Source organism: Streptomyces sp. CB02414 (genome assembly GCF_001905385.1).
Classification (GTDB): Bacteria; Actinomycetota; Actinomycetes; order Streptomycetales; family Streptomycetaceae; genus Streptomyces.
This window is the reverse complement of sequence record NZ_LIPF01000010.1, coordinates 281,671-307,600: the sequence shown is the minus strand read 5'-3', so window position 1 is coordinate 307,600 and position 25,930 is coordinate 281,671. Positions and strand designations below refer to the sequence as shown.

At 73.3% G+C, this 25,930-nt stretch carries 28 protein-coding genes; 13 read left to right on the top strand and 15 right to left on the bottom strand.

Features of this window, described 5'->3' with window-relative positions; genetic code table 11:
* Positions 1-5 precede the first annotated feature (5 nt).
* The 6 genes from AMK11_RS30710 to AMK11_RS30685 all read left to right on the top strand — a co-directional run bounded on the left by AMK11_RS30710 (position 6) and on the right by AMK11_RS30685 (position 5,601).
* On the top strand, positions 6-977 hold the full coding sequence (locus AMK11_RS30710; protein ID WP_073731369.1) for a thiamine pyrophosphate-dependent dehydrogenase E1 component subunit alpha: 972 nt from the start codon (positions 6-8) through the stop codon (positions 975-977).
* Positions 974-1,987: an alpha-ketoacid dehydrogenase subunit beta gene (locus AMK11_RS30705; protein WP_073731368.1), complete on the top strand. Its 1,014-nt coding sequence runs from the start codon at positions 974-976 to the stop codon at positions 1,985-1,987. Before AMK11_RS30710 ends, AMK11_RS30705 begins: the two co-directional genes overlap by 4 nt.
* On the top strand, positions 1,984-3,102 hold the full coding sequence (locus AMK11_RS30700) for a 2-oxo acid dehydrogenase subunit E2 (RefSeq protein ID WP_073731367.1): 1,119 nt from the start codon (positions 1,984-1,986) through the stop codon (positions 3,100-3,102). Before AMK11_RS30705 ends, AMK11_RS30700 begins: the two co-directional genes overlap by 4 nt.
* Positions 3,103-3,191: 89 nt before the next feature.
* Positions 3,192-3,449: an acyl carrier protein gene (locus tag AMK11_RS30695; RefSeq protein WP_073731366.1), complete on the top strand. Its 258-nt coding sequence runs from the start codon at positions 3,192-3,194 to the stop codon at positions 3,447-3,449.
* Positions 3,446-4,714, top strand: a complete 1,269-nt coding sequence (locus AMK11_RS30690; protein WP_073731365.1) for a beta-ketoacyl-[acyl-carrier-protein] synthase family protein — start codon at positions 3,446-3,448, stop codon at positions 4,712-4,714. Before AMK11_RS30695 ends, AMK11_RS30690 begins: the two co-directional genes overlap by 4 nt.
* A gap of 17 nt (positions 4,715-4,731) precedes the next feature.
* Positions 4,732-5,601 carry an alpha/beta fold hydrolase gene (locus AMK11_RS30685; protein WP_073731480.1) on the top strand — a complete coding sequence of 290 codons (870 nt, stop codon included), beginning with the start codon at positions 4,732-4,734 and terminating at the stop codon, positions 5,599-5,601.
* Here AMK11_RS30685 and AMK11_RS30680 read toward each other — a convergent pair.
* On the bottom strand, positions 5,553-6,431 hold the full coding sequence (locus AMK11_RS30680) for an alpha/beta fold hydrolase (RefSeq protein ID WP_073731364.1): 879 nt from the start codon (positions 6,429-6,431) through the stop codon (positions 5,553-5,555). The two genes, AMK11_RS30685 and AMK11_RS30680, sit on opposite strands and share 49 nt — an antisense overlap.
* Positions 6,432-6,574: 143 nt before the next feature.
* On the opposite strand from AMK11_RS30680, the gene AMK11_RS30675 reads away from it, so the two are divergent.
* Together AMK11_RS30675 and AMK11_RS30670 are read left to right on the top strand one after the other, a co-directional pair.
* Positions 6,575-7,462, top strand: coding sequence for an RNA polymerase sigma-70 factor (locus AMK11_RS30675; protein WP_073731363.1), 888 nt, complete (start codon positions 6,575-6,577; stop codon positions 7,460-7,462).
* A 195-nt stretch (positions 7,463-7,657) separates the two neighbouring features.
* A complete protein-coding gene (locus AMK11_RS30670) occupies positions 7,658-8,419 on the top strand; it encodes a GntR family transcriptional regulator (protein ID WP_073731362.1) in 762 nt (253 codons plus the stop codon).
* A 25-nt stretch (positions 8,420-8,444) separates the two neighbouring features.
* On the opposite strand, the gene AMK11_RS30665 is transcribed toward AMK11_RS30670, so the two are convergent.
* The 3 genes from AMK11_RS30665 to AMK11_RS30655 all read right to left on the bottom strand — a co-directional run bounded on the left by AMK11_RS30665 (position 8,445) and on the right by AMK11_RS30655 (position 11,533).
* Positions 8,445-9,599 carry an ROK family transcriptional regulator gene (locus AMK11_RS30665; protein ID WP_073731361.1) on the bottom strand — a complete coding sequence of 385 codons (1,155 nt, stop codon included), beginning with the start codon at positions 9,597-9,599 and terminating at the stop codon, positions 8,445-8,447.
* Positions 9,600-9,698: 99 nt separating this feature from the next.
* Entirely contained in the window at positions 9,699-10,361 is a 663-nt protein-coding gene (locus tag AMK11_RS30660) for a response regulator transcription factor (RefSeq protein ID WP_073731360.1), read from the bottom strand.
* 14 nt (positions 10,362-10,375) lie between these two features.
* Entirely contained in the window at positions 10,376-11,533 is a 1,158-nt protein-coding gene (locus tag AMK11_RS30655) for a sensor histidine kinase (RefSeq protein WP_073731359.1), read from the bottom strand.
* A 107-nt stretch (positions 11,534-11,640) separates the two neighbouring features.
* Here AMK11_RS30655 and AMK11_RS30650 point away from each other — a divergent pair, with 107 nt between their 5' ends.
* From AMK11_RS30650 to AMK11_RS30640, 3 genes are read left to right on the top strand one after another with little or no spacing between them, the layout of a single operon-like run.
* Entirely contained in the window at positions 11,641-12,561 is a 921-nt protein-coding gene (locus tag AMK11_RS30650) for an ABC transporter ATP-binding protein (RefSeq protein WP_073731358.1), read from the top strand.
* Between the two features lie 2 nt (positions 12,562-12,563).
* Positions 12,564-13,289 carry an ABC transporter permease gene (locus tag AMK11_RS30645; RefSeq protein WP_073731357.1) on the top strand — a complete coding sequence of 242 codons (726 nt, stop codon included), beginning with the start codon at positions 12,564-12,566 and terminating at the stop codon, positions 13,287-13,289.
* A 41-nt stretch (positions 13,290-13,330) separates the two neighbouring features.
* Entirely contained in the window at positions 13,331-13,741 is a 411-nt protein-coding gene (locus tag AMK11_RS30640) for a hypothetical protein (protein ID WP_073731356.1), read from the top strand.
* Between the two features lie 7 nt (positions 13,742-13,748).
* Here AMK11_RS30640 and mug read toward each other — a convergent pair whose 3' ends face one another.
* The 7 genes from mug to AMK11_RS30605 all read right to left on the bottom strand — a co-directional run bounded on the left by mug (position 13,749) and on the right by AMK11_RS30605 (position 20,864).
* The gene (gene mug, locus AMK11_RS30635) at positions 13,749-14,300 is read right to left on the bottom strand and encodes a G/U mismatch-specific DNA glycosylase (protein WP_073731355.1); all 552 of its coding nucleotides are present in this window, start codon (positions 14,298-14,300) and stop codon (positions 13,749-13,751) included.
* A complete protein-coding gene (purB, locus tag AMK11_RS30630; RefSeq protein WP_073731354.1) occupies positions 14,297-15,739 on the bottom strand; it encodes an adenylosuccinate lyase in 1,443 nt (480 codons plus the stop codon). The genes mug and purB overlap by 4 nt, the downstream gene beginning before the upstream one ends.
* Before the next feature lie 85 nt (positions 15,740-15,824).
* Positions 15,825-16,607: an SGNH/GDSL hydrolase family protein gene (locus tag AMK11_RS30625; RefSeq protein ID WP_073731353.1), complete on the bottom strand. Its 783-nt coding sequence runs from the start codon at positions 16,605-16,607 to the stop codon at positions 15,825-15,827.
* Positions 16,608-16,927: 320 nt separating this feature from the next.
* Positions 16,928-17,941: a hemolysin family protein gene (locus tag AMK11_RS30620; RefSeq protein ID WP_073731352.1), complete on the bottom strand. Its 1,014-nt coding sequence runs from the start codon at positions 17,939-17,941 to the stop codon at positions 16,928-16,930.
* Complete coding sequence (locus tag AMK11_RS30615; protein ID WP_073731351.1) at positions 17,938-19,299, bottom strand: hemolysin family protein; 1,362 nt, start codon at positions 19,297-19,299, stop codon at positions 17,938-17,940. Before AMK11_RS30615 ends, AMK11_RS30620 begins: the two co-directional genes overlap by 4 nt.
* Positions 19,300-19,434: 135 nt before the next feature.
* The gene (locus AMK11_RS30610) at positions 19,435-19,872 is read right to left on the bottom strand and encodes a GNAT family N-acetyltransferase (RefSeq protein WP_073731350.1); all 438 of its coding nucleotides are present in this window, start codon (positions 19,870-19,872) and stop codon (positions 19,435-19,437) included.
* A gap of 101 nt (positions 19,873-19,973) precedes the next feature.
* Positions 19,974-20,864, bottom strand: coding sequence for an LLM class F420-dependent oxidoreductase (locus tag AMK11_RS30605; protein ID WP_073731349.1), 891 nt, complete (start codon positions 20,862-20,864; stop codon positions 19,974-19,976).
* Positions 20,865-21,004: 140 nt separating this feature from the next.
* On the opposite strand from AMK11_RS30605, the gene AMK11_RS30600 reads away from it, so the two are divergent.
* Together AMK11_RS30600 and AMK11_RS30595 are read left to right on the top strand one after the other, a co-directional pair.
* Complete coding sequence (locus tag AMK11_RS30600; RefSeq protein ID WP_073731348.1) at positions 21,005-21,238, top strand: toxin-antitoxin system, antitoxin component; 234 nt, start codon at positions 21,005-21,007, stop codon at positions 21,236-21,238.
* Between the two features lie 18 nt (positions 21,239-21,256).
* On the top strand, positions 21,257-21,631 hold the full coding sequence (locus AMK11_RS30595; protein ID WP_073731347.1) for a fic family toxin-antitoxin system, toxin component: 375 nt from the start codon (positions 21,257-21,259) through the stop codon (positions 21,629-21,631).
* Here AMK11_RS30595 and AMK11_RS30590 read toward each other — a convergent pair whose 3' ends face one another.
* From AMK11_RS30590 to bioB, 4 genes are all read right to left on the bottom strand, one after another.
* On the bottom strand, positions 21,632-22,321 hold the full coding sequence (locus AMK11_RS30590) for a class I SAM-dependent methyltransferase (protein ID WP_073731346.1): 690 nt from the start codon (positions 22,319-22,321) through the stop codon (positions 21,632-21,634).
* Between the two features lie 393 nt (positions 22,322-22,714).
* The gene (gene bioD, locus AMK11_RS30585; protein WP_073731345.1) at positions 22,715-23,431 is read right to left on the bottom strand and encodes a dethiobiotin synthase; all 717 of its coding nucleotides are present in this window, start codon (positions 23,429-23,431) and stop codon (positions 22,715-22,717) included.
* Between the two features lies 1 nt (position 23,432).
* Positions 23,433-24,719: an adenosylmethionine--8-amino-7-oxononanoate transaminase gene (locus AMK11_RS30580; protein ID WP_073731344.1), complete on the bottom strand. Its 1,287-nt coding sequence runs from the start codon at positions 24,717-24,719 to the stop codon at positions 23,433-23,435.
* On the bottom strand, positions 24,712-25,929 hold the full coding sequence (bioB, locus tag AMK11_RS30575; RefSeq protein WP_073731343.1) for a biotin synthase BioB: 1,218 nt from the start codon (positions 25,927-25,929) through the stop codon (positions 24,712-24,714). Before bioB ends, AMK11_RS30580 begins: the two co-directional genes overlap by 8 nt.
* Position 25,930: the final 1 nt, after the last annotated feature.

Genomic DNA, 25,930 nt, shown 5'->3' with positions numbered 1-25,930 from the left:
ACCTCATGAACGTCACGTCCGCGTCCCCCGCGGCCGACCTCGGGCCCGTCGGCGCACCCGAAGCCGGTGTCGTGGCCCGTCCTCTGTCCCGTCTGTCCGACGCCGATCTCGGCACCCTGCTGATGATCCGCCACTTCGAACTGGCCGTGCTGGGGCTGTTCTCCCAGGGCCGGCTGCACGGCACCACGCACACCTGCCTCGGCCAGGAGTACATCCCCGTCGCGCTCTACCCGCTGCTGGACGAGGGCGACTACGTCTTCAGCAACCACCGCGGGCACGGCCACTACCTGGCCCGCTTCCACGACCCGCACGGTCTGCTCGCGGAGATCATGGGGCGGGCCGGTGCCGTCTGCCACGGCGTGGGCGGCAGCCAGCACATCTACCGCGACCGCTACCTGTCGACCGGCGTACAGGGCCAGAGCCTGCCCGTCGCCGTGGGAGTCGGCCTGCACCTGAAAGGGGCCGAGCCGGGCCGGATCGCGGTGGTCCACATCGGCGACGGCACCTGGGGCGAGGGCGCCGTGTACGAGGCGCTCAACATGGCGCAGCTCTGGCAGGTCCCGGTGCTCGTCGTGGTGGAGCACAACGGGATCGCCCAGTCGACACCGACCGAGCGGCAGATGTCCGGCACCGTCGCGGCCCGGGCGGCGGCCTTCGGCGTCGGGCACCTGCGGATCGACTCCGTGGACGTCACCGACGTACGCGCCGCCCTCACCCCCGTGGTCGAGCAGGTCCGCGACCGGCACCGGCCCTACGTGGTCGAGTGCGTCACCCACCGGGTGGGCCCGCACAGCAAGGGGGACGACACCCGCGCGGCCGAGGTCCGTGAGCGAGCCGCCCGGCACGACTGGTACCGCCGCTACCGGCAGGACCATCCCGCGCAGTTCGCCGCCGCCGACCAGGCACAGGCGGAGGCCGTCGCGGCCGTCGTACGAGAGGTCGGCGCGCGTCCGGCGTCCCGATGGGAGGCCCGATGACCAGGCGCCAGCGCGTGGCCGAGAACCTCAACAGCGCACTGCACCACCTCCTGGGCGCCCACCCCGGCACTTATCTGATCGGCGAGGACGTCGCCGACCCCTACGGTGGGGCGTTCAAAGTGACCCGGGGGCTCTCCGACCGCTTCCCGGACCGGGTGCTCTCCTCACCGCTGAGCGAAGGCGGCATCGCCGGCGTGGGCGCGGGCCTGGCCCTGTCCGGCAACCGGTCCGTGGTCGAGATGATGTTCTCGGACTTCGCCGCGCTGGCCTTCGACCCGCTGCTGAACTTCGCCGCCAAGTCCGTGTCGATGTACGGCCGCAGGGTCCCGATGAGCATGGTCGTCCGCTGCCCCACCGGCGGCAATCGGGGGTACGGCCCGACGCACAGCCAGAGCCTGCAGAAGCACTTCCTCGGCATTCCCTCGCTGCACCTGCGGGAAGTCTCGCCGTTCCACGACAACCAGCGCGTACTGACCGCGATGCTCGACCGCGAGGAGCCCGGTGTGCTCTTCGAGGACAAGGTGCTCTACACCCGCGCCATGTACCAGGACGGGGTCGTGGACGACCTCTTCCGCTACGAGGTGCTGGCCGATCCCAGCGAGACCGCCCGGGTGTTCGCGCCGGACTGCGGGCCCCCCGACTGGATCGTCCTGGCCCCGGGCGGGCTCACCGAACGGGCCGTCACCGCCCTGCGCACCCTGCTCCTCGAAGAGGAGATCACGTGTGAACTGCTGGTGCCCTCCCAGCTCTACCCCTTCGACAGCAAGCCGCTGCTCCCGGTGCTGTCCCGTGCCGACCGCATCTGTGTCCTGGAGGACTCCGCGGCCGACGGGACTTGGGGCGAGCTGCTCGCACAGCAGATCCACGAGCAGCTGTGGAGCCGGCTGGCCCGCCCGGTACTGCCGCTGAGCGCCGAGTCGAGCATCGTGCCGACCGCGGCACACCTGGAGCACGACGTGCTGCTCCAGCCGTCCACCATCCACCGCGCGATCACGGAGGCGATGAAGTGATCGGCATCGAGCTGCCCACGCTCAACACGAACGACTCCAGCTACACCCTGGTCGAGTGGCTCGTCCCCGACGGCAGCAGCATCGAGGGCGAGGAACCGCTGGCGCTCGTGGAGACCTCCAAGGCCAGCGAGGAGATCGAGAGCACCGGCCCCGGAATCCTGCACGTCCTCGTCGGCGGCGGCCAGGACTGCCGGCCGGGGCAGACCATCGCCTACCTCTTCGAGTCGGCCGAGGAACGCGACTCCTACCGGGCGTCGGCCGCCACCCCGGCGGCGACATCCGCACCCCCCGGCGCGGAGCTGAGCATCACCAACGCGGCCCGTGCGCTCGCCGACCGCCACGGCGTGTCCGAGGCCGAGCTGCGCGGTCTCGGGCGCACGGTGATCCGTACCGCCGATGTCGAGGCCCTGGTGCGGCAGGCCGCGTCGGCACCCGCCTCCGCCGAGCGCCAACTGTCCAAGCGGCAGCGGACGGTGGGGGCGGTGGTGACCGAGTCGATGCGGACCGTTCCGGCCGCGGCCGCCTACGCCAAGGTCGACGTCGGACAGGCGGAGGAACTGGCCCGGCAGCTGTCCGAGCGCACCGGCAGTTTCGTCTCCCTGCCCGTCCTGCTGATCAAGGCGGTGGCGCGCCGGCACGCGGCACACCCCCTGATGTTCGCCGCGCTCACCGACGACGGCACGGTGCGCGAGAGCGAACGGGCCCATGTGGGCGTCACCATGGACGCGGGCCGAGGCCTGTACACCCCGGTGGTGCACGACGCCGCCGAGCTGAGCGGCGACCGGATCGCCGACCTGCTGACCGGCTTTCGGAGCAAGGCGTTCCGGGGCACGTTCCAGGCCGCCGAACTCGCCGGGGCCAACATCATGGTCGCCCCGCACACCACCGAGGGCATGGTCCTGGCCACCCCCATCGTCTTTCCCGGCCAGACCTGCGTGATCTCCGTCGGCGCCGTCGACGACCAGGTGCTCCTGGACGCGCAGGGCACCCCTCGCAGCCACCGGTTCGTCCACCTCGGCCTGGTCTACGACCACCGGGTGGTCAACGGCAGGGACGCGATGGCCCTGCTCAAGGACGTCAAGGAGGAGCTGGAGGCACCGGCCGCGCTCGGCTGACCGCCGACCCGCCGCCACGAAACCCCACCACACGGGACCCCACCACCCCCGGGGTACCGCCCGTCGGACTGGAAAGGACACCCCCCGACATGACCACCGACACCACACCCCACAGCCGCGCCTACGACCTGCTCGCCTCGGTTCTCAGCAACAAGTTCGAAGTGCCCCCCGAGGCCGTCGTCCCCACCGCGACCTTCGAGCAGCTGGACCTCGACTCGCTGGCCGTGGTGGAGCTCTTCGTCGTGCTCACCGAGGAGCTCGGCATCGAAGTACAGGACGGCGAGGCCGACCCGGACCTCACCCTGGCCGGCGTGGCCGACCTCATGGTCGAGGCCGTCAAGTCGTGACCGGCGCCCGTCCCGACGTCGCTGTCACCGGGATCGGCCTGGTCACTCCGGCCGGCACCGGTCGTGAGGCCACCTGGGACGGCGTGTGCGCGGGCCGCCCCACCGCCCGGCACGTCCCCGAACTCAAGGGCCTCCCGGTCGACTTCGCCTGCCTCGTACCGGACTTCTCCCCCCGCGGTCACGTCCCCGGCTCACGCCCCTGGCAGTACGACCGCTTCACCCAGTTCGCCCTCTACGCCGCCCTGGAAGCGGTCCGTGACGCCGGTCTGGACCCGGCCGACTGGGACGCGGACCGCGTCGCAGTGGTCTTCGGCAGCTCGGCCGGCGGCACCGGCACCATGCTGGAACAGCACCGCAAACTGCTCGAAGTGGGCACGGCGCGCGTCTCACCGCTGCTGCTGCCGATGTTCCTGCCCAACATGGCCACCGGACAGCTCACCATCCACCTGCGGGCCCGGGGTCCGGCGCTGTGCACGGTCACCGCCTGCGCCTCCGGCGCCACCGCCATCGGCACCGCCCTGCAACTCCTGCGCTCCGGGGCCTGCGACATCGCCGTCGCGGGCGCCTCCGACGCGGTCGTACAGCCCTTCTGGGTCACCGGCTTCGACCGGATGGGCGCGCTGTCCCGGCGCGGCGACGACCCGCCGGCCGCCTCCCGGCCCTTCGACACCGCCCGGGACGGCTTCGTCATGGCGGAGGGCGGTGCGGCCCTGGTCCTGGAGCCGGCGAGTGCGGCCAGGGCTCGCGGACGCCCCGGCTACGCCCTGCTGGCGGGCTACGGGGCATCGTCCGACGCCCACCACCCCGTGGCACCCGACCCCGAGGGCAAGGGCGCCGCCCTCGCCGTGCGGCGGGCCCTCGACGACGCCGGCGCCCGCCCCGCGGACGTGCAGCACATCAACGCACACGGCACCAGCACGCCGCTCAACGACGCCGCCGAGGCCCGTCTGATCCGTCGCCTCTTCCCTCACCAGCCCTCGGTGACCTCGGTCAAGGGCACCCTGGGCCACCTGCTCGGCGCGGCCGGGGCGGTCGAAGCGGCGATCACCGTCCTGTCCGTGGCCCATGGCCGGGTGCCTCCCGTGGCCAACCTCGAGAAACAGGAAGGAGACGCCGAGATCAACGCCGTCACCGGCACCAGCCGGGCGCAGCCCGTCGGCCTCGCCCTGAGCCATTCCTTCGGCTTCGGCGGCCACAACGCCGTACTCGCCTTCAGAAGCTGCCCCACCGAACCGGCCCGGGAGCCGGCCGCTCCCTCACCGTGAGCATCCGGGAGAACACCATGAGCTTCCTCAACCCCCGCCTCCCCGGCGTCACCTCGGACGACGTCGTCACCGACATCACCGAGGCGCCGCACCGCCTGGGCGCGGTCGCCCAGGCCGGCGGAGCGCAGGTCATCGCCACCGTCGACGTACAGGCGGGAGAGGACGACTGGAACCTCCCGCCCACCGAGGAGCATCCGCGTCCCGTGGTGCTCGTCCACGGCACCTTCGGCAACCGCGGCTACACCTGGAACACGGCCACGCCCCTGCTGCGGCAGCACGGCCACCGGGTCTTCCGGCTCGACTACGGCCAGCACGGCAACCCCGTGATCTTCGGCCTCGGCGACATCAAGCACTCGGCCCGGCAGCTCGCGGACTTCGTCGACGAGGTGCTGCGGCGCACGGGAGCCCAGCAGGTCGACCTGGTCGGCTTCTCACAGGGCGGCATGATGCCGCGCTACTACCTCAACGCCCTCGGCGGAGGGCCCAAGGTGCACAACTTCGTCGGCATCTCGCCCAGCAACCACGGCGTCACGGCCCAGGGCCTGATGAACCTCGCCCGGCAGATCCCCGGAGCGGTGGAACTGGTCGAACAGGGCCCCGTCGGGGAGGTCGTGCCGGCCTGGCCGCAGCTCCAGCACGACCACCCCTTCCAGCGCGAGCTGGCCGAACTCGGCGAGACGACGGAGGGCGTGCGGCACACCGTCATCGCCACCCGCTACGACGACGTGGTCACCCCGTACACCTCGTGCGCCCTGGCGGAGACCGAGGGGCGCTACGTCAAGAACGTCGTCCTCCAGGACATCGACCCGGACGACCACACGCCGCACGTGAGCATGCCCTACAACGCGACCGTGCTGAAGGAGGTGCTCGAGGCGCTCGCCGACTGAGCGCGGCTGCCGTCGAGGACGACGCGGGCGACCAGCGCCGGGTCGTCGTTCATCGGGACGTGGCCGCACCCGGGTAGGCGCACGAGCCGGGCCCGCGGGACGACGCGCTTGGCGCGGACGCCCTGCCGGGGCACGAGCAGCCGGTCGCGGCTGCCCCACGCCACGGTGACCGGGATGCCGGGGACGTCGTCGGTGAACCGCACGGTCCGTCCGGCCCGCAGGGTCTCGGTGAAGCCCTCGGCGTGCGCGAGCGCCAGCGTCTCGGCGACCACCGCCTCGGGGGAGCGGCGGCCGGGACGGGCGTAGATCGTGCTGGTGAGCGCGGTACGGCCGAGCGCCGTGCGGGACATGCGCTCGACCAGGGGGAGGGGCAGGCTCCGGGCGGTCCGGCGCATCCCCAGCAGCACCCCGAAGGCGTAGCGCCGCTCGGCCTGGTTCCAGAAACCGGCCGGGGACAGAGCCGTCACCGACCGCGCCAGTCCTTCCCGGCCCATCTCCAGGGCCAGCAGGCCCCCCAGGGAGTTGCCCGCCACGTGCGGCCGGTCCAGCCCCAGCGCGGCGCAGAAGGCGGCGAGCACCGCGTTGGTCGTCGGCAGGTCGTGCGGCAGTGACGGCGGCAGCGCGGACGACTGCCCGAACCCGGGCAGGTCCACGGCTATCACCTCCCGCTCGGTCGCCAGGATGTCGACCACCGGGTCCCAGGCCTGCCGGTGGTGACCTATCCCGTGCAGCAGGAGCAGCGGTTCACCGGCGCCGACGCGCGCGTAGGAAAGGGTGATGTCCTGGGGGCCGTACTCGGTGGGGACGGTGAAGGAGAGCGTTGCGGACATGGGGCTCCTTGTCGGGAACACATGAACGATGACGGCATTGCGTAGACAGCCTGTCAGCAAGAGCTACCGACGGGTAGCCCCCTGGCCGCCGGTGTGGGCGACGTCGCCTGGACACGGCCGAACGCGTCCGCTGGGATGGAACGGTGACCACCGAAACCGCGACCGACATCTTCGAAGAGCACCGCCCCGTCCTCCTGGGCGTCGCCTACCGCATGCTGGGCCGCCTCGCCGACGCGGAGGACGTGGTCCAGGAGTCCTGGCTGCGCTGGTCCGGCGCCGACCGCTCCGCCGTCCGCGAGCCGCGCGGCTACCTGGTGCGGACCACCACCCGCCTGGCCATCGACCGGCTGCGCCAGATCAAGTCGCGGGGCGAGACGTACGTCGGACCGTGGCTTCCCGAGCCCTGTGCCACGGACTTCGGCCGGACCGTGCCGGACACCGCCGAGCGCGCCGTCCTCGCCGACTCGGTGTCCTTCGCCGTCCTCGTGGTGCTGGAATCGCTGTCCCCGCTGGAACGGGCGGTGTTCGTCCTGCGGGAGGCGTTCGGCTACCCCTACGCCGACATCGCCGCCATGCTGGAACGCGGGGAGGCCGCGGTGCGCCAGCTCGCCGGGCGTGCCCGCAAGCACGTCGAGGAGCGCCGGCCGCGCTACGACGTCGACCCGGCCCAGCGCCGTGACCTGACCGAACGCTTCCTCGCCGCCGCGACCGACGGTGACCTGGACGGCCTGATGGCCCTGCTCGCACCGGACGTCCGGCTGATCGGTGACAGCGGCGGCAAGTCCAAGGCGCCGCTGCGGGTGCTGGAGAGCGCCGACAAGGTGGGCCGCTTCCTGCACGGCGTCGCGCGGAAGGGCATCCCGGACGTCTCCTTCCGCTTCCAGGAGCTCAACGGCGGACCGGCCCTGCTCGTCCTGTCGGGGGGCAAGCCGGACTCCGTCTTCCAGCTCGACGTCGTCGACGGACGGGTCCAGTCGGTCTACATCGTCCGCAACCCCGACAAACTGCGTCACCTGGCCGACCTCGGCTAGCCGCGCCGCGGCGCCCCGCCGACCGGCCGCGACCCCCGAAAGCCCCCGTCCCGCGACGGGGGCTTTCGCCGTCCGGTCGCCGGATTGGTCTTGACCAAGGGGGTGGGCCGCCTTATCGTCGCAGAGAACTGCAACAACCTTTAATAAACAAGGGCGTCAAAACGCCGCCGGACCACGGCGATTGCGGAGGACAGGGTGGGGACCACGCAGTTGGAATCGGTGCCGGAACCGAAGTACTGGCACCTCAGGACCGTACTGAGCGAGGCCCTGGACTCGGAGTTCTCGGTGGGCGAGATCCTCCCCAACGAGCGGGACCTCGCCGCCCGCTTCGGCGTCGCCCGCGCCACGCTCCGCCAGGCGCTTGAGCAGCTCGAACTGGAAGGCCGCCTCCAGCGCCGCCGGGGCGTCGGCACCACCGTCGCCCCGCCGCGCGTCGGCGTGGCCGTCGGCACCGCACAGCACGCCTGGCCGGGAACGGCCGACGACGCCTGGGAGGCCACCGGCTGCGAGCTCGCGACGCCGCCCGCCGCGGTCGCCGAAGCCCTGGGCACCGCCCGCGACGAGCCCGTGCACACCGTCCGCCGCTCCCGCGTGACGCACGGCCAGCCCGTCGCCGCCGAGCTGCTCTACGTCCCGCCGTCCTCGGTGCCCGACCTCACCGCCATCGACGCGCCCTCCGCGGCCGCACGCGCCCGTGCCGTCCTGCGCGAACTGCAGCGCGGCGAACTGGAGCGCCGGGACAGCGCCGTGGAGCTGGGATCGGCCGGCGCCGAGGACGCGAAGGAACTGGACCGCCTTCCGGGAGCGCCCGTCCTCGTCGTCACCACCCGCTACCTCGCCGAGGGCCGCACCGCCGCGCTCTCCGTCGCCACCTACCGCGCCGACACCTGCCGGCTGACCTTCGGGGACTCCGGCGACGTGGAGATCCACCACGGCCCCCAGACCCGGGCCTCCTGAGCCTGCCGGCCCGGAGCCCCGCGGCTCAGCGGCGCGCCGTGGCGCCCTCCACGGCGAACAGCTGCTCCTCGACGTGATCGAGGGCGAGGCGCAGCGCGCCCGTCGCCACGGCGGCCTCACCGAGGAGGGACAGCGCGACCTTCGGCGGACGCAGGCAGTAACGGGCCAGCTCGCGCCGCAACGGTTCCAGCACGTCGTCCAGCCCGGCCGCCCAGCCTCCGATGACGACCAGCTCGGGATCGAGGGCCAGCACCATCGCCGCCACGTCGTGCACCAGCCGGTGGATGTACCGCTCGACGGCCGCGCGGGCCCGCTGGTCGCCCTGCCGGGCCTCGGCGAACACCTTGGCGACCGCCTGCTCGTCCAGCGGATGAAGCGGCTCGTCCGTGGTGGACAGCAGGGTCTCCGGAGTCACGTCCCGGCCCAGCAGGTGCAGCGCGCCGGTCTCGCCCGCCGCCCCGCCGTACCCCCGGTGCAGCCGCCCGCCGATCAGTGACCCGGCCCCGGGGCTCAGCCCGGCCAGCACGAACACGATGTCGTCGGACTCGGTGGCGGCGCCCTTCCAGTGCTCGGCGACCGCCGCCGCGTTCGCGTCGTTCTCCACCAGCACCGGACACTTGAAGGAACGGTTCAGCCGCTCGCCCAGGCGCAGCCCCGTCCACTCGGGCAGCGCGGTGCACAGCCGCACCGTGCCGTCCGCCTCCACGATCCCCGGCGAGGCGGCACCCACGGCCCGCAGCGAGCCACGCGCCACCCCGGCCCGGCGCAGCAGCTCGGCGACCGCGGTGCGCACCCGCTCCAGCCGCTCGTCGGCCGGCGCGCTCACGTCGACGTCCTTGGCCTGGGCACCGATCACCCGGCCGTCCAGGTCGGACAGGAGCGCGGCCACGCGGTGCGGACCGATCTCCAGGCCCAGCAGGTGCCCGGCCTCCGCCCGGAACCGGAACCGCCGCGCGGGCCGCCCCTGCCTGCGGGTCGTACGCTCGTCGGCGGCCGCCTCCACGACCAGACCCGCCTCGATCAGCCCCTCGACGACGCCCTCGACGGTGGGCCGGGACAGTCCCGTCACCCGAGTGATCTCGGTCAGCGTCGCGCAGTCCGTGGCCCGCAACGCGTGCAGCACCACAGCGGAGTTGATCCTCCGCAGCAGCGACGGGTCCCCACCGGTCAGCCCGCCCAACTCCGTCCTCCCAGCTCGTGCGCGTGTTGGGCGGATCGTACTCGGCCCGCTCCGCCCCGGCGAGTGCCGGTCCGCCCCCGCCCTTGCGGCACCGGCGCCTCAGCCGGGTGCCACGAACCCCGACTCGTAAGCCGTGATCACCGCCTGCGTGCGGTCCCGTGCCCCCAGCTTCCCCAGCACCGCGCTCACGTGCGACTTCACCGTCTCCGTGCCGACCACCAGCCGGGCGGCGATCTCCGCGTTCGACAGCCCGCGCGCCATCAGCCGCAGCACGTCGCCCTCCCGCTCGGTCAGCTGCGCCCGCTCCAGCAGCGCGCGGGCCGCGCGGTTGCCGCCGCCGTCGCCGTACTCGGCGGCCAGTTGCCGCACCGACGCCGGAAACAGCAGGGACTCGCCGTCCGCGATCAGCCGCACCGCGTGCACGATCTCGGCCGGGCGGGCCCGCTTCAGCAGGAACCCGTTCGCGCCCGCGCGCAGCGCCTCGTACACGTACTCGTCGTTCTCGAAGGTCGTCACCACGAGGATCTTCGGCGGATCGGTCATCGTCCGCAGCAGCGCCCGCGTGGCCTCGATCCCGTCCAGCAGCGGCATCCGGACGTCCATGGCAACCACGTCCGGCCGCACCTGACGCACCAGCGGAATCACCGCCGCCCCGTCGGCTGCCTCCCCGACCACCTCGATGTCCGGCTGCGCCTCCAGCACCGCCCGCAGACCCGCGCGTACCAGGGGTTCGTCGTCCACGAGGAGCACTCTGACCGGCATCCGCCCAGCGTAGATCAGCCCGGCGGCAGCTCGACCCGCACCTCCCAGTCACCGGCGTCGCCGGGGCCCGTGTGCGCCCGCCCGCCCAGCAGCGCGGCCCGCTCGCGTATCCCGCGCAGCCCGCTGCCACGACCGGGCGCGGCCCTCCCGTCCGGCAGCGGATTGCACACCTGAAGGGTGAGCGCGCCGTCGCTGACATCGACCCGCACCCGGGTGGGCACGGTGCCCGCATGCCGCAGCACATTGGTCAGCGCCTCCTGGAGGATGCGGTATCCCTCGCGCGACACCGGACCCGGCAGGGACTCCAGCGGACCGGTGACCTCGGCGTCGACCTTGGCCCCGGAGGCCCGGGCGGACTCCAGGAGGCGGTCGGCGTCCGCGAGCGTCGGCCGGGCGCTCACGGGCCGCTCCGCCTCCCGCAGGACGCCGAGCACCCGTTCCAGATCCTCCAGCGCGGCCCGGCCGGTCTCCTCGATCGCGGTCAGCGCGCGGTCGGTGAACTCGGGGCTGTTCGCCGCGCGGGCGGCCCCCGCCTGGATGACGGCGACGGTCAGCGCGTGGCCGATGGAGTCGTGCAGCTCACGGGCGATGCGGTTGCGTTCCAGGAGCTGTTCGGTGCGCTCCTCCAGGGCGGTGAGCCGCTCGGCGGCGGACGGGCCGAGCAGCGCGCGGGCCCCCGCCGTCGCCAGGAGGCCGAGGCCCACGACGGCGCCGTACAGGCCGAGGAGGGGGAGTGGCGCGAGGAGGGCGTACGCCCAGTGCGGCGCGGTGTCCCGCAGCACCGGGATGTCATCGACCCGGTGCCCGGCGGCGTGCCGGACCAGTTCGACGGAGAGGATCGGCAGCCAGACGCAGACACCCGCGGTCAGCAGTCCGAGGACGAGGCGGCCTTGCAGCCACACCACCGTGCGCAGGCGGTCCCGCCAGGTCGCCGACGGGGCCACCGAGAAGCCGCCGTCCCCCTGACCCGGCGTGAGGAGCCACCGCGCCTGCACCCCCTCGCCGGTCCGCACCGCCGGAATGAGACCGACCGGGAGCAGCAGGGCCGCCGGCACCCACATGTTGGTGTCGTCGATGAGCGCCCACACGCTCACGATCAGCATCGGCACCCACAGGTACACGAGCCGTGTGTAAGTAGCCCCCCGGAACAGCGGGCGCAGGAAGCGGACCATTCGCACATCGTGCCAGCCGCCACTGACACCCGGCTCCCCCGCACGGGGGAGACGATCTCCACCGGCGGGGGAGGACCCGCCCCCGTACGGACCGGCACGCTGATGCCATGACCAGCATCGACGTCCAGAACCTCACCAAGGAGTACGGCACCCGACGAGCCGTCGACGACCTCACCTTCACCGTCCGCCCCGGCCGCGTCACCGGCTTCCTCGGCCCCAACGGCGCCGGGAAGTCCACCACCATGCGCCTGGTCCTCGGCCTCGACCGGCCGACCTCCGGCACCGCGACCGTCGGCGGACGCCCCTACGCCACCCTCGACGAGCCGCTGCGGCACGTGGGCGCCCTGCTCGACGCGGACGCCGCCCACGGCTCCCGCACCGGCCGGGACCACCTGCGCGTCCTGGCGGCGAGCAACCGTCTTCCCGCACGCCGGGTCGACGAGGTCCTGGAGGAGACCGGCATCGCGTCGGTGGCGCGCCGCCGGGTGAGGACGTACTCCCTGGGGATGCGCCAGCGGCTCGGCATCGCCGCCGCACTGCTGGGCGACCCGGAGGTGGTGATGCTGGATGAGCCCTCCAACGGACTGGACCCCGAGGGCATCATCTGGATCCGCGGACTGCTGGGCCGGCTCGCGGCCGACGGACGCACCGTCCTGGTCTCCAGCCACCTGATGAACGAGACCGCGTCCTTCGCCGACCACCTGGTCGTCCTCGGCCGGGGCCGGCTGCTCGCCGACACCCCGATGCGGGAGTTCATCGACGCGCGCGTGCAGCCCAGTGTCCGCGTCCGGACCTCGGACCCCACCGCGCTCAAGGCCGCTCTCGCCCGGCACGGGCACGAGGCGGTGGAACACCACGACGGGTACTGGACCGTGCCGCACGCACGCGTGGACGACATCGGCCGTGCCGTGTCCGGTGCCGGCGTCCCGATCCTCGAACTGAGCTCGACGGAAGGCACCTTGGAACAGGCCTACCTCGACCTGACGGCCACCGAGGCCGAGTTCACCGCACAGCCCCAGGAGGCCTGACCATGCACTTCGCACCCGTACTCCGCTCCGAGGCGCTCAAGGTGCTCACCCTGCGCTCGCTGTGCGGCACACTGCTGGCCGTGTTCGTCTGCACCACCGCCTTCTCCGCGCTGGCGGGGGTCTCCGACACCTCGGACCCGGACTTCGACCCGCTGTTCATGGCCCTCTCCGGCGTCATGCCCGGTCAGATCGCGGCCATCGCGTTCGGCGCCACGGTCGTGTCGGCCGAGTACCAGGGCAACGGAATCCGCCTGTCCCTGGCCGCCGTTCCGCAGCGCGGGCGGTGGTTCGCGGCGAAGCTGGTCGTCGTCGCCGTACCGGCCCTCGTGGTCGGGCTGCTCACCTCGTTCGCCGCGCTCGTCGCCGCCAGGGCGGGCCTCGGCGCGGCCGCGGACGGGCTCAGCGCGGGCGAGCAGGTGCGCGGTGTCGTGGGATGCGGGATCTACTTCATGCTGATGGCCCTGCTCGCGGCGGGCCTGACCGCCCTCTTCCGCAGTGGTGTGGCCACCCTGTCCACCCTGATCCCGTTCATCCTCATCATCGCCTTCGTGATCGGCGACGCGGCGGGCGGCGCCACGGAGTTCCTGCCGGACCAGGCCGGACAGGTGGTCATCCACCAGACGCACGACGGGATTCTGGGGCCCTGGGCGGGGCTCGCCGTGACAGCGGTCTGGGCGGGGGCCGCCCTGATCGCCGGCGCCTGGCGGCTGCGCGGCCGGGACGCCTGACGCCCCGCCAATTGTCAGTGGCGGCCGGTTTACTGGACGGCATGGACATCGCGCGGCACATCGCCCTCATCGACGAGCTGTGCTTCCGCCCCTTCCCGGCGGAGCACGGCCACTTCGTGGCGGTGCTGGAGAGCAGCCACGGCCTGCGCGACGGCGATCAAGGGGAGCGGGCGGCGACCGAGGAGCAGTACGAGAAGTGCCGCGATGCCCTCCACGAGCGCTTCGCCACCCGCTGGGGGGAGCCGGAGCCCTGGAACCTGCAGACGGTCCTCCTGCGGACCGAGCGGGAGGAGATACCCGAGCCGTGGGCCGCCCTCAGCGCCCGTGCGCGCCTGGCACACCTGTGGGAGGCCGAGGGGACCGGCCGCTGGGTAGCGGTCGCCGTCGCCGACCTGGACGAGACCGACGAGGTGCAGTTGCTGGCCGTCGTCACACAGGAGGCGCCCCCGTGAACCCGGACTACTCCTCCGTGTCCGCCGCGGCCCGCAGCCGTGCGAACTCCTCCGCCATGGTCTGCGCCGTCCAGTGCGCGTTGAGACCGCTGGGATTGGGCAGTACCCAGATCCGCGTGTCCCCGATCGTCCGCTCCTGGGGGCCGACCCGCGCCTTCCGGTCGTCGAACGCCGCGCGGTACGCGGTGACACCGACGACGGCCAGCCAACGCGGCCGCAGCCGCGTCACCTTCAGCGCCAGCAGCCGGCCGCCCTCCCGGTACTCCTCGGCGGTCAGCTCGTCCGCCCGCGCGCTGGCCCGCTGGACGACGTTCGTGATCCCGAGCCCGTACGACGGCAGTTCCCCCTGCTCCGACGGCTTCAGCAGCCGCGGGGTGAACCCGGACAGATGCAGCACCGGCCAGAAGCGGTTGCCCGGGCGGGCGAAGTGGTGGCCGGTCGCCGCCGTCATCAGACCGGGGTTGATGCCGCAGAACAGCACGCGCAGGCCGTCCGCGACGACGTCCGGGACGAGACGGTCGCGGGCGGCCTCCAGCTCCGCCGGGGTGAAGCGCGTCAGAGGATCGCTCCGGGGGTGTATCCCGCGGCGTCCGGGCGCTGCTTGACGATCTCCTCGATCCGGCCGACGACGACGCCGGCCTGGGCGGCCGCCGCGCCCGTGAAGGACAGCTTGTCGGCCATCAGGGCCTCCAGTCCGGCCCGGTCCAGCGGGATGCGCTCGTCGGCGGCCAGCTTGTCGAGCAGTTCGTTGCGCTCGGCGCCCTGCTCGCGCATCGCCAGCGCGGAGGCGACGGCGTTCTCCTTGATCGCCTCGTGGGCGACCTCGCGGCCCACCCCGGCCCGCACCGCGCCCATCAGCACCTTGGTGGTGGCCAGGAACGGCAGGTAGCGGTCCAGCTCCCGGGCCACGACGGCCGGGAAGGCACCGAACTCGTCGAGCACCGTCAGGAACGTCTCCAGCAGCCCGTCCAGGGCGAAGAACGCGTCGGGGAGCGCCACCCGGCGCACCACCGAGCAGGACACGTCACCCTCGTTCCACTGGTCGCCCGCCAGCTCGCCGGTCATCGACGCGTAGCCGCGCAGGATCACCATCAGGCCGTTGACGCGCTCGCAGGAGCGGGTGTTCATCTTGTGCGGCATCGCCGAGGAGCCGACCTGGCCGGGCTTGAAGCCCTCGGTGACCAGCTCGTGCCCGGCCATCAGCCGGACCGTCTTCGCCAGCGACGACGGCGCCGCCGCGAGCTGCACCAGCGCGGTGACGACCTCGTAGTCCAGGGAGCGCGGGTAGACCTGGCCCACCGAGGTGAACGCCTCGGAGAAGCCCAGGTGACCGGCGATCCGCCGCTCCAGCTCCGCGAGCTTGTCCGCGTCCCCGCCGAGCAGGTCCAGCATGTCCTGAGCGGTGCCGACCGGGCCCTTGATGCCGCGCAGCGGGTAGCGGCCCAGCAGCTCCTCCACCCGGCCGTACGCGACCAGCAGCTCGTCGGCGGCGGTGGCGAACCGCTTGCCCAGCGTCGTGGCCTGCGCGGCGACGTTGTGGGAGCGGCCGGCCATGACCAGCTCGGCGTACTCGCCGGCCAGCTTGCCGAGGCGGGCCAGGACGGCCACCGAGCGGTCGCGGATCAGCTCCAGCGACAGCCGGACCTGGAGCTGCTCGACGTTCTCCGTCAGGTCCCGGGAGGTCATGCCCTTGTGCACGTGCTCGTGCCCGGCGAGGTCGTTGAACTCCTCGATCCGCGCCTTCACGTCGTGCCGCGTGACCTTCTCGCGCTCGGCGATGGAGGCCAGGTCGACCTGGTCGAGGACGCGCTCGTAGTCGGCGATGGCGGCGTCGGGCACCTCGATGCCGAGGTCCTTCTGGGCCCGCAGCACGGCGAGCCAGAGCTGCCGCTCCAGCCTCACCTTCTGCTCGGGCGACCAGAGCGTGGCGAGCTCGGCGGAGGCGTAGCGTCCGGCGAGGACGTTCGGGATGCGGGGCTTGGCGGGAGCGGAAGTCACGTAGCGAAAGTTTACTGGCGATTCCTGCAGGCCGGCGCCACGGGGTTCCTCGTCGGAACCTACGAGACCGCTGTGACCTGGACGATCACGGCGTCAGGTCCTCGTACGGCAGCAGCTCGGGACGCTTCGCCGGCCGCCCGTCACCGGACGAGCGGCCGGTCAGTCTGCGGCCGATCCAGGGCAGCAGGTACTGCCGGGCGAACCGGGCGTCCGCGGTCCGGCGCATGACCCAGCCGGGCGGCGGCGTCGGCGGGACCGGCGCGTGCCAGTCGGGGTCCTCGGGCTCGTAGCCGAGCGACTGCCACACGGCCTCCGCGACGCGGCGGTGCCCCTCGGCGGTCAGGTGCAGCCGGTCCACGTCCCACAGGCGCGGGTCGGCCAGCGACTGGGCGCCGTACAGGTCGACGACCACGGCGCCGTGGCGCGCGGACAGGTCGTCGATGATCGCGAAGAGCGCCTCCATGCGTGGCCGGAACCGCTCCAGCACCGGGCCCTGGCGGCCCGGGCTGCGCATCAGCACCAGCTGCTTGCAGTTCGGTGCGAGCCGTTCCACGGCCTGCGTCAGCAGATCCCGCACCCGGGCCATGTCGCACTTGGGCCGCAGGGTGTCGTTGAGGCCGCCGACCAGGGTGATCACGTCGGCCCCCATGGCCGCCGCCACATCGACCTGCTCGTCGACGATCTGCCCGATGAGCTTGCCGCGCACGGCGAGGTTCGCGTACCGGAAGCCGGGGGAGCGGGCCGCCATCCGTGCGGCGAGGAGGTCGGCCCAGCCCCGGTAGGAGCCGTCCGGGAGCAGGTCCGACATGCCCTCGGTGAAGGAGTCACCGACGGCGACGAGACTGGTGTGGGTGGGATTCGTCTGCATGGCGACAGAAATGGTAGCCCCACGCACATACCCGACGGTCGGTCACCCTCGGAAGAAGCCGCTCCCGCCGCCCTCGGAAGGCGCTCCCGTCCCTCTCCGACGACCGGCTCCGCCGCCGTGCGGGCGACGGGTGCGGCCACGAGCCCGTCCCACCGGACAGCGCGTACTTACGTTCGCTGGCCCGGCCGGCGTTCCGCCGGACCGATCGGAGGGCCGTGGTCCGGCGGGCCTTCCGCCGCTCCGGCTGCGGGCCCCCCTCTCCGCCGGTCGGGCAGCGGCCGCGGCTCCGCCGGTCCGGCCACGTGCGCCGGCCCCCGAGTTCAGGTCCGCTGCCCGAACAGCTCCCTCAGGACGTCCTCCATGGTCACCAGCCCCGCCAGCCGCCCGTCGGACCCGAGGACGGCCGCCAGATGGGTGCGGCTGCGGCGCATCGCAGTGAGCACGTCGTCCAGCGGGGTGCTCTCCCGCACCCGCGCGATGGGCCGCATGTCGCCGAGCCGGAACGGCAGGTCCCGCGGCGAGGCGTCCAAGGCGTCCTTCACGTGCAGGTAGCCGACGATGCGCCGCCCGTCGTCGACGACGGGGAAGCGGGAGAACCCGGACTGCGCCGACAGCCGCTCCAACTGCTCCGCGGTGATGCCCACGCGCGCGTGGACGACCCGTTCCAGCGGCAGCACCACGTCCCGCACCGGACGCCGGCCCAGCTCCAGCGCGTCGTGCAGCCGCTCCTGGGCCCGGTCGTCGATCAGCCCGGCCTCGCCGGCGTCCTTGACGATCTCGGCCAGTTCCGCGTCCGTGAAGGTCGCCGAGACCTCGTCCTTCGTCTCCACCCTGAGCAGCTTGAGCAGCGCGTTCGCGAAGGCGTTGATCGTGAAGATCACCGGGCGCAGCGCCCGGGACAGTGCCACCAGCGGGGGCCCGAGCAGCAGCGCGCTGCGCACCGGCTCGGCCAGGGCGATGTTCTTCGGGAGCATCTCGCCGAGCAGCATGTGCAGGTACGTCGCCAGCGCGAGGGCGATCACGAACGACACCGCGTGCCCCGCGCCGGAGGGCACGCCCACCGCGTGGAACACCGGTTCCAGCAGGTGCGCGATCGCCGGTTCCGCGACCACGCCGAGGACCAGCGTGCACAGCGTGATGCCGAGCTGGGCCGCCGCCATCAGCGCCGACACGTGCTCCAGACCCCACAGCACGCTCCTCGCCCGCCGGTCGCCCTCCTCGGCGTACGGCTCGACCTGACTGCGGCGCACGGAGATCAGGGCGAACTCGGCGCCGACGAAGAACGCGTTGACGACGAGCGTCGCCAGACCGATCAGCAGCTGTACGGCCGTCACCGCCCGGCCTCCCCTTCATCGGCGCTCTTGTCGTCGTCGGCGGCGCGCGCGTCGGCGAGCGGCGCGTGCAGCAGCACGCGGGCCGCCCTGCGTCCCGTGGCGTCCACGACGTCCAGCCGCCAGCCCGCGACCTCCAGGCTGTCGCCGACGGCGGGGATACGGCCCAGCTCCGCCGCGACCAGCCCGGCGACCGTCTCGTAGGGCCCCTCGGGCACCTTGAGCCCCAGACGTGCGAGCCGGTCCACGCGTGCCGCGCCGTCGGCCCGGTACAGCGCGCGGCCCTGCTCGTCGCTGCCGGCCGGGTCCAGCTCGGGCGTCTCGTGCGGATCGTGCTCGTCCCGCACCTCGCCGACGACCTCCTCGACGATGTCCTCCAGCGTCGCCACGCCCGCCGTCCCGCCGTACTCGTCGATCACGACGGCCATCGTGCGCCGCCCGGAGAGCCGGTCCAGCAGCCGGTCGACGGTCAGCGACTCGGGGACCAGCAGCGGCTCGCGCATCAGCTCGGCGACCGGCAGCCCCGCCCGCCGCTCGGCGGGTACCGCGAGTACGTCCTTGACGTGCGCGGTCCCCACCACGGCGTCGAGGGTGTCCCGGTAGACGGGGAACCGGGACAGCCCGGTGGCCCGCGTCGCGTTCGCCACGTCCTCGCAGGTCGCCCGGGCGTCGAGGGCGACGACCTGGACGCGCGGGGTCATCACGTTCTGCGCCGTCAGGTCGGCCAGGTTCAGCGTCCGTACGAACAGCTCGGCGGTGTCGGCCTCCAGCGCGCCCTCCTTGGCCGAGTGCCGGGCGAGCGCCGCCAGTTCTTGCGGGCTCCGGGCGGACGCCAGCTCCTCGGCGGGCTCGACGCCGAACCGGCGCACGAGCCGGTTGGCCGTGTTGTTCAGGTGGGTGATGAAGGGCCGGAACGCCGCGCTGAACCAGCGTTGCGGGCCTCCCACCCGCTTCGCGACCGCCAGCGGGGAGGAGATCGCCCAGTTCTTCGGCACCAGCTCCCCGACGATCATCAGGGAGACCGTCGACAGGGCGGTGCCCAGCACCAGCGCCAGCGAGGAGGCCGCCGAGCCCGACATCCCCGCGCTCTGAAGCGGACCCGAGATCAGCGCGGCGACCGAGGGCTCGGCGAGCATGCCGACCACCAGGTTGGTCACGGTGATCCCGAGCTGTGCCCCCGAAAGCTGGAACGTCAGGTTTCGTACGGCCTTCAGCGCGCTCGTCGCGCCCCGCTCGCCCCGCCCGGCGGCCCGCTCCAGTTCACCGCGCTCCACGGTGGTCAGTGAGAACTCGGCCGCGACGAAGGCGCCGCACATGAGCGAGAGCAGGACCGCCACCAGCAGCAGGAGCACTTCCGTCATCGGGTCACCTCGGATCCATGATCGGCCAGGCCGCCGGAGTCCGCGCGATGTCGTGCGCCGACGGAGGCAACGGCGGAGGCGCCGACCGGGGTGTCGCCGATGGGGGCTCGCTCATGCGCCGTCGGTCACAGCCTTTCAGTCGGTGACGGAGCCGGTGAGGGGCTTCACCCAGCGACGCCACTGTTCCTCGGGCGCGTACCCGGCGGCCCGCCAGGCATGCTGCGCCCGCTCGTTGCGCCGCAGCACCATCGCGTCCCCGCGGCGCCCGCCGAGCCGTACGAACCGTTCCTCCGCGGCGGCCAGCAGGGCCGAGGCGATCCCCTGGCGCCGGTGGCCGGGGTGCACGGCCAGCCGGTACAGATGACAGCGCCAGCCGTCGAAGCCGGCGATCACCGTGCCCACCAGGTCCCCGTCCCGCTCGGCCAGGATCAGCGCTTCGGGATCGCGGGCGACGAGCCGCTCCACTCCCTCCCGGTCGTCGCTGATGCTCGTCCCCTCGGCGGCCGTCTTCCAGAAGGCCAGCACGACGTCCAGGTCCTCGGGCCCGGCGGCCCGTATGCGCAGGTCGGTCATAACGCGATCCCACCACGCACGGCGCGCGTTCACGTGCGAATTCCGGCATGCGGACGGCCGGGACCGTCTGCGTCCCGGGGCTGCCCAGGTCCCCGGGAGCGTCAGTCGCCGCGCAGCGCCCGCATCACCGGGGCGAAGGCCTCCATGTACGGCTCCAGCACCGACAGGTAGGTGAACCCGTACCGCTCCCGCTGCGCCCGCACACGCGCGGTGATCTCCTCGACGGTGCCCGCCAGGAAGACGGGCAGCTCCAGCACCTGGTCCGTGGTCAGGTCCGGCAGGTACTCGAGGAACGGCTGTACGGCGGCCTCGCGGTCCTCGGTCACGACGACCATCTGGATGAGCAGGTTCAGCTCGGCCGGCTGCGCGCGGTCCGCCGCGAACTCCCGGTACCGGGCGACGCGCTCGTCGAGCTCGTCGGCGGTGACCGGGGCCAGCTGCCCCGTCGTACTGCCCCGCACCGTACGCCCGCCCGTGAACGCCGCGATGTCGGCGTGCCGGGCCGTCAGCTCCAGCATCCGGTCGCCGTTGCCGCCGATCAGCAGCGGCACCCCGGGCCGCTGTGCCGGGCGCGGCAGGTGCTCCTCGTCGCCGAGCAGCCGTTCCAGCTCCTCGACGGTGCGCCGCAGGTGGTCCACCCGCTCGCCCGGCGAGCCGAACGGCAGCCCGGCCGTGTCGTGCTCCGCCCGCACGTAGCCGGTGCCCAGCCCGAGCTCCAGGCGTCCGCCCGTCAGGGCGTCCGTGGTGGCCACCTCCCGCGCCAGCAGGGCGGGGTTCCAGAAGGCGGCGTTGAGCACGAAGGTCCCCAGCCTGGGGCGGTCGGTGGCCCGGGCCGCCGCGACGAGCGCCGGGAACGGTGCCACCATGCCGAGGTGGTCCGGGACCTGGATGACGTCGTACCCCAGTTCCTCGGCCCGCCGGCACTTCGCGCTCCACTCCGCGGCCGGGGCGGGGACCGTCAGGTTGACACCGAAGCGGTACGGACGCGACATGAACTCTCCTCGCACGGACGGAAGTTCGGGTCACGGCAGTCAATCACCCAGGGGTGACGGGCGCCAGCGCACGCTGATGCGCCGCGGGTGGCGCCGCGCCGCCCTTGCCACTGCTAGCGTTCCGGCGCTAGCTTCGAGGTATGGCGAAGAGCAGGAAGGCCCAGCTGAACGTGCGGGTGGACGAGGGCACCGCCCGGGCCGCCCGGGAGCGGGCCGTGGCACGGGGGATGAGCGTCAACCGCTACATCGAGGAACTGGTCCGGCAGGACACCGGCGAGGCCGGCCGCACCTTCGTGGACGCGGCCGCCGACTTCATGCGGCAGTACGAGAAGGTGTTCGCGGAAGAGGTCGGCGAGGGCCAGGGCCGCCGCTGAGCCGTCGCACGCACACGGATGAACGACCTCACGATCGACCTCGCCTGGCTGCTGATGCTCGCCGAACAGCGCACCCCCGGAGACCCCCAGGTCACCGACTGGGGCGCCCTCGTCGCGGCGGTCGCCCGCCACCGGGCCGAGATATTCGACACCCCCGTCTACGACGGCCCGCACGCCCGCGCGGCCGCGCTGCTCCAGCTGCTCATCCACGTCCCCGCCCTGGAACGCTCCAACGCCCTGTTCGCCTCCGCGGTCGCCTACGCCTACCTGGTCGCCAGCGGGGTCCGGATCGTCACCACGGCCGAGCAGGTGCGGGACCTGGCCCTGCTCGTCAAGAACGGTGACGCGTCGGTCGACGACATCGCGGACGAGCTGCGCCGGTGGACCGCGTGACTACGCCCCGTCGCCGGGCGGACGCCACGCCGTGCCGAGCACGCAGTACGAACTCGGCAGCGCCGGACCGTGTTCCGGCATCATGGTCCGCCGGTAGGGCCCCAGCGTGAACCCGGCCTCCCGCAGCGCGGTGATCGGCTCGCGGGACAGGTGACAGCCGCCGCTGAGCGGGGGCCACAGCGTCCGGTCCAGCGCGCGCTGGGTGAAGGTCATCACCCGGCCGCCGCCCCGGCCGTGCTCGAAGAACCGCACCTCGCCGCCGGGCCGCAGCACCCGCCTCAGTTCACTCAGCGCGCGTGGCACGTCGCGGACACTGCACAGCACCAGCGACACCACGGCCGCGTCGAACGCCTCGCTCTTGACCGGCAGCGCCTCCGCGGCGCCCGGTGCCACGTCCACCGGCACCTGGGCGCGCAGCGCCGCCTCCACGGCCAACCGCCGCAGCACGCGCTCCGGTTCGACGGCGACGACCTCGGAGACGGTGCCCGGGTAGTGGGCGAAGTTCAGCCCGTTGCCCGCGCCGACCTCGATCACCCGCCCGGACAGCCCGGCGAGCAGCCGCTCGCGCACGCGGCCCATGCCCATCCGGGTCTCGGCGCTCACGCTGAACCGGGCGTAGTAGCGGGCGAACAGCGGATGGTGCACGGCGTCCCGCGGCACCGCGCGGGAACGGGCGGATCGCACTGGCATGGGACCTCCCTCACGAGGTGGTGCCTTACCGCGATTGTCCCCCGCACCCACGCCCCGCACCCACCGCGCGGGCGGCGGGTTCTGCCCGTGCGTGCCGAAGGGCTCCGCCGTTGGGGCCTGGGCGTCACCGTGCGGGTGTCGCTCCACGCGCCGCCGCGCGGGTTCCGCCTTCGCGTGCCGCGTCGCGGGCGCGGTGGGTTCCGTTCGCGCTTGCCAAGCCGGTCGGTGCGGGGCCGGCCCCGCGCTGAGCCTTGCGGTTTCGCCTTCGTGCGCCGCCGCGCGGACGACGGGTTCCGCCGCCGCCCGCCACGGCGCCCCCCGCGAGCCTGCCGTCGCGGCCTCCGCCCGGCGAGCCCCGCCGGCGCGCCGCGCCGGGCACGGTGACCTCGCGGGTCAGGGAGCCTCCCGGCGCCCGAACGCCTGCGCGTCCCACGTGCCCTGCAACCGTGGTGCCAGCCAGTGCGGTGCCGCCGACCGGAAGGCGGGCGGGGGGAGGGCCGCCGCGCCGGCGGGAACGGCGCCCAGGAGCGGCGCGCCGGCCACGTCGGGGAGGTCGGCCAGGTTGCAGCGTGCGGCCAGGTCCGGCGCCCCGGGCCAGCTGCCGATCACCACGCCCGGCAGCTCCAGGCCACGGGAGCGCAGCTCACGCGCGGTCAGCTCCGTGGTGTTCAGCGTGCCCAGCCCGGCCGAGGCCACCAGCAGCACCGGCGCGTCCAGCAGACCGGCGACGTCCGCCAGCGTCCCGCCGGCCGCGTCGAAGCGTACGAGCAGCCCGCCCGCACCCTCGACCAGCACCAGGTCGTGCTCGGTGGCCAGCTTGCCCGCCGCCTCGGCCACCTCGTGCGGGCGCACGGGCGCCCGGCCGGCCCGGCGCGCCGCCGTGGCCGGTGCCAGCGGCTCCGGATAGCGGGCGACCTCCGCCGCCGTCACGGCGCCCGCGAGGCGCGCGACCTCCTGCGCGTCCCCGGGCTCGTCCGGCCGTACGCCCGTCTGCGCGGCCTTCAGCACGGCCACCGACCGCCCGGCCGCCAGCGCCGTCGCGGCGACGGCCGCGGTCACGACCGTCTTGCCGATCTCCGTGCCCGTTCCCGTGATCACCAGTACCGGCATGTCATCCCTCCCGTGCCGCCGCGCACACCGCGCGGGCGATCCGTGCCACGTCCGCGTCGCCCGTGACGTACGGAGGCATGGTGTAGATCAGGTCGCGGAACGGCCGCAGCCACACGCCCTCGCGCACCGCCGCAGCCGTCGCCGCCCGCATGTCGACGGCGTGGTCGAGCTGGACCACACCGATCGCCCCGAGGACGCGTACGTCCGTCACGCCCGGCAGCGCGGCGGCGGGCGCCAGACCGTCCCGCAGGCCCGCCTCGATCCGCTTGACCTCCGCGAGCCAGTCCTGGCCGAGCAGCAGCCCGATCGACGCGCACGCCACGGCCGCCGCCAGCGGATTGCCCATGAACGTCGGCCCGTGGGCCAGCACCGGCACCTCGCCCCGCGAGATCCCCTCGGCCACCCGCGACGTGCACAGCGTGGCCGCCATCGTCAGATAACCGCCGGTCAGCGCCTTGCCCACGCACATCACGTCCGGCGTCACCGCCGCGTGCTCCGCCGCGAACAACGCGCCCGTGCGCCCGAACCCGGTCGCGATCTCGTCGAAGACCAGCAGCACGCCGTGCGCGTCGCACGCCTCGCGCAGCACCCGCAGATACGCGGGGGAGTGGAAGCGCATCCCGCCCGCGCCCTGCACCACCGGCTCCACGATCACCGCGGCCAGCTCGTCGGCGTGCCGCTCGATCGACGCGCGCAGGTGATCCGCGTACGTCTCCTCGTACTCCGCCGGCGGCGCGTCCGCGAAGACCTGGCGCGGCAGGGCGCCCTGCCACAGCTCGTGCATGCCGCCCTCGGGGTCGCACACCGACATGGGCTGCCAGGTGTCGCCGTGATAGCCGCCGCGCCAGGTCAGCAGGCGGCGCTTGGCCGGGCGGCCCAGCGAGCGCCAGTACTGCAGGCACATCTTGACGGCCACCTCGACCGACACCGATCCGGAGTCGGCGAGGAAGACGTGCTCCAGACCCTCGGGCGACATGTCGACAAGGAGCTTCGCCAGCCGCACGGCGGGCTCGTGCGTGAGCCCGCCGAACATCACGTGGCTCATCCGCTCCAGCTGCTCGCGCGCGGCCTCGTTCAGGACCGGGTGGTTGTAGCCGTGGATCGCCGACCACCAGGACGACATCCCGTCGACCAGCTCGCCCGAGCCGTCGGCCGGCCGCAGCCGCACCCCGCTCGCCGACTCCACGACGAGCGGGTCCTGCCGGCCGGGCATGGGACCGTACGGATGCCAGACGTGCCGCCGGTCGAGCGCCAGCAGTTCGTCCACGGTCAGTGCGGGCTCAGGCATTGGGCGCGAGATCCGTTCCGGCACCACGACGGCGTACGGCGACCAGGTCCGTACGCGGTTCGCCCGCGACGGCGGGTTCGGCGGGCACGGCGGCACCGCAGCCGCCGGCGCCCTCGGCCGGGACGGACCCGCAGACACCGCCGCCCTCGTGCGAGGACCCGCAGCCCCCGCCCTCCCCGTGCGACCCGCACCCGCCCCGGTCCGCGACCCGGTGCTCCGGCAGCGTCACCTCGCCGGCGCCCTCCACCTCGAACCCGGCGTCCGCGATCATCTCCAGGTCGGCATGGCCGGCCTGCCCCTCGCTGGTGAGGTAGTCGCCGAGGAAAATGGAGTTGGCCAGGTTCAGGGCCAGCGGCTGCATCGTGCGCAGGTGGACCTCGCGCCCGCCCGCGATGCGCACCTCGACGTCCGGGCAGACGAACCGCGTCATCGCCAGGATGCGCAGGCACCGCTGCGGGGTGAGGTGCCACTCCTTGGCGAGCGGCGTGCCCTCCATCGGGATCAGGAAGTTGACCGGTACCGAGTCGGGGTCGAGCTCGCGCAGCGAGAAGACCACGTCGACCAGGTCCTCGTCGCTCTCGCCCATGCCCGCGATCAGCCCGGAGCAGGCGGACAGCCCGGCGGCGTGCGCCTTGTTGACCGTGTCCACCCGGTCGGCGTACGTGTGCGTGGTCGTGATGTCCCCGTACGTCGCCTCGGACGTGTTCAGGTTGTGGTTGTAGGCGTCGGCGCCGGCCTCGCGAAGCCGCTCCGCCTGGCCGTCGGAGAGCAGGCCGAGGCACGCGCACACCTCGACGGCCTCGTTCTGCTCCTTGATGGCCTTGATGGTGTCCGAGACCCGGTCCACGTCCCGGTCGGTCGGCCCGCGTCCGCTGGCCACCAGGCACACCCGCTTGGCGCCCCCGGCCACGCCCGCCGCGGCGGCCTGCGAGGCCTGGTCGGGCTTGAGCCAGGTGTACTTGAGGATCTCGGCCTTGGAGCCGAGCCGCTGCGAGCAGTAGGAGCAGTCCTCGGGGCACAGACCCGACTTGAGGTTGACGAGGTAGTTGAGTTTCACCCGCCGTCCGAACCAGTGCCGGCGCACCTTGCCGGCCGCGGCCACCACATCGAGCAGGTCGTCGTCGGAAGTGGCGAGGACGGCAAGGGCCTCCTCGCGGGTCGGCGTCTCGCGCCGAAGCCCCTTGTCCACCAGCGTGTTCAGCAGGTCCATG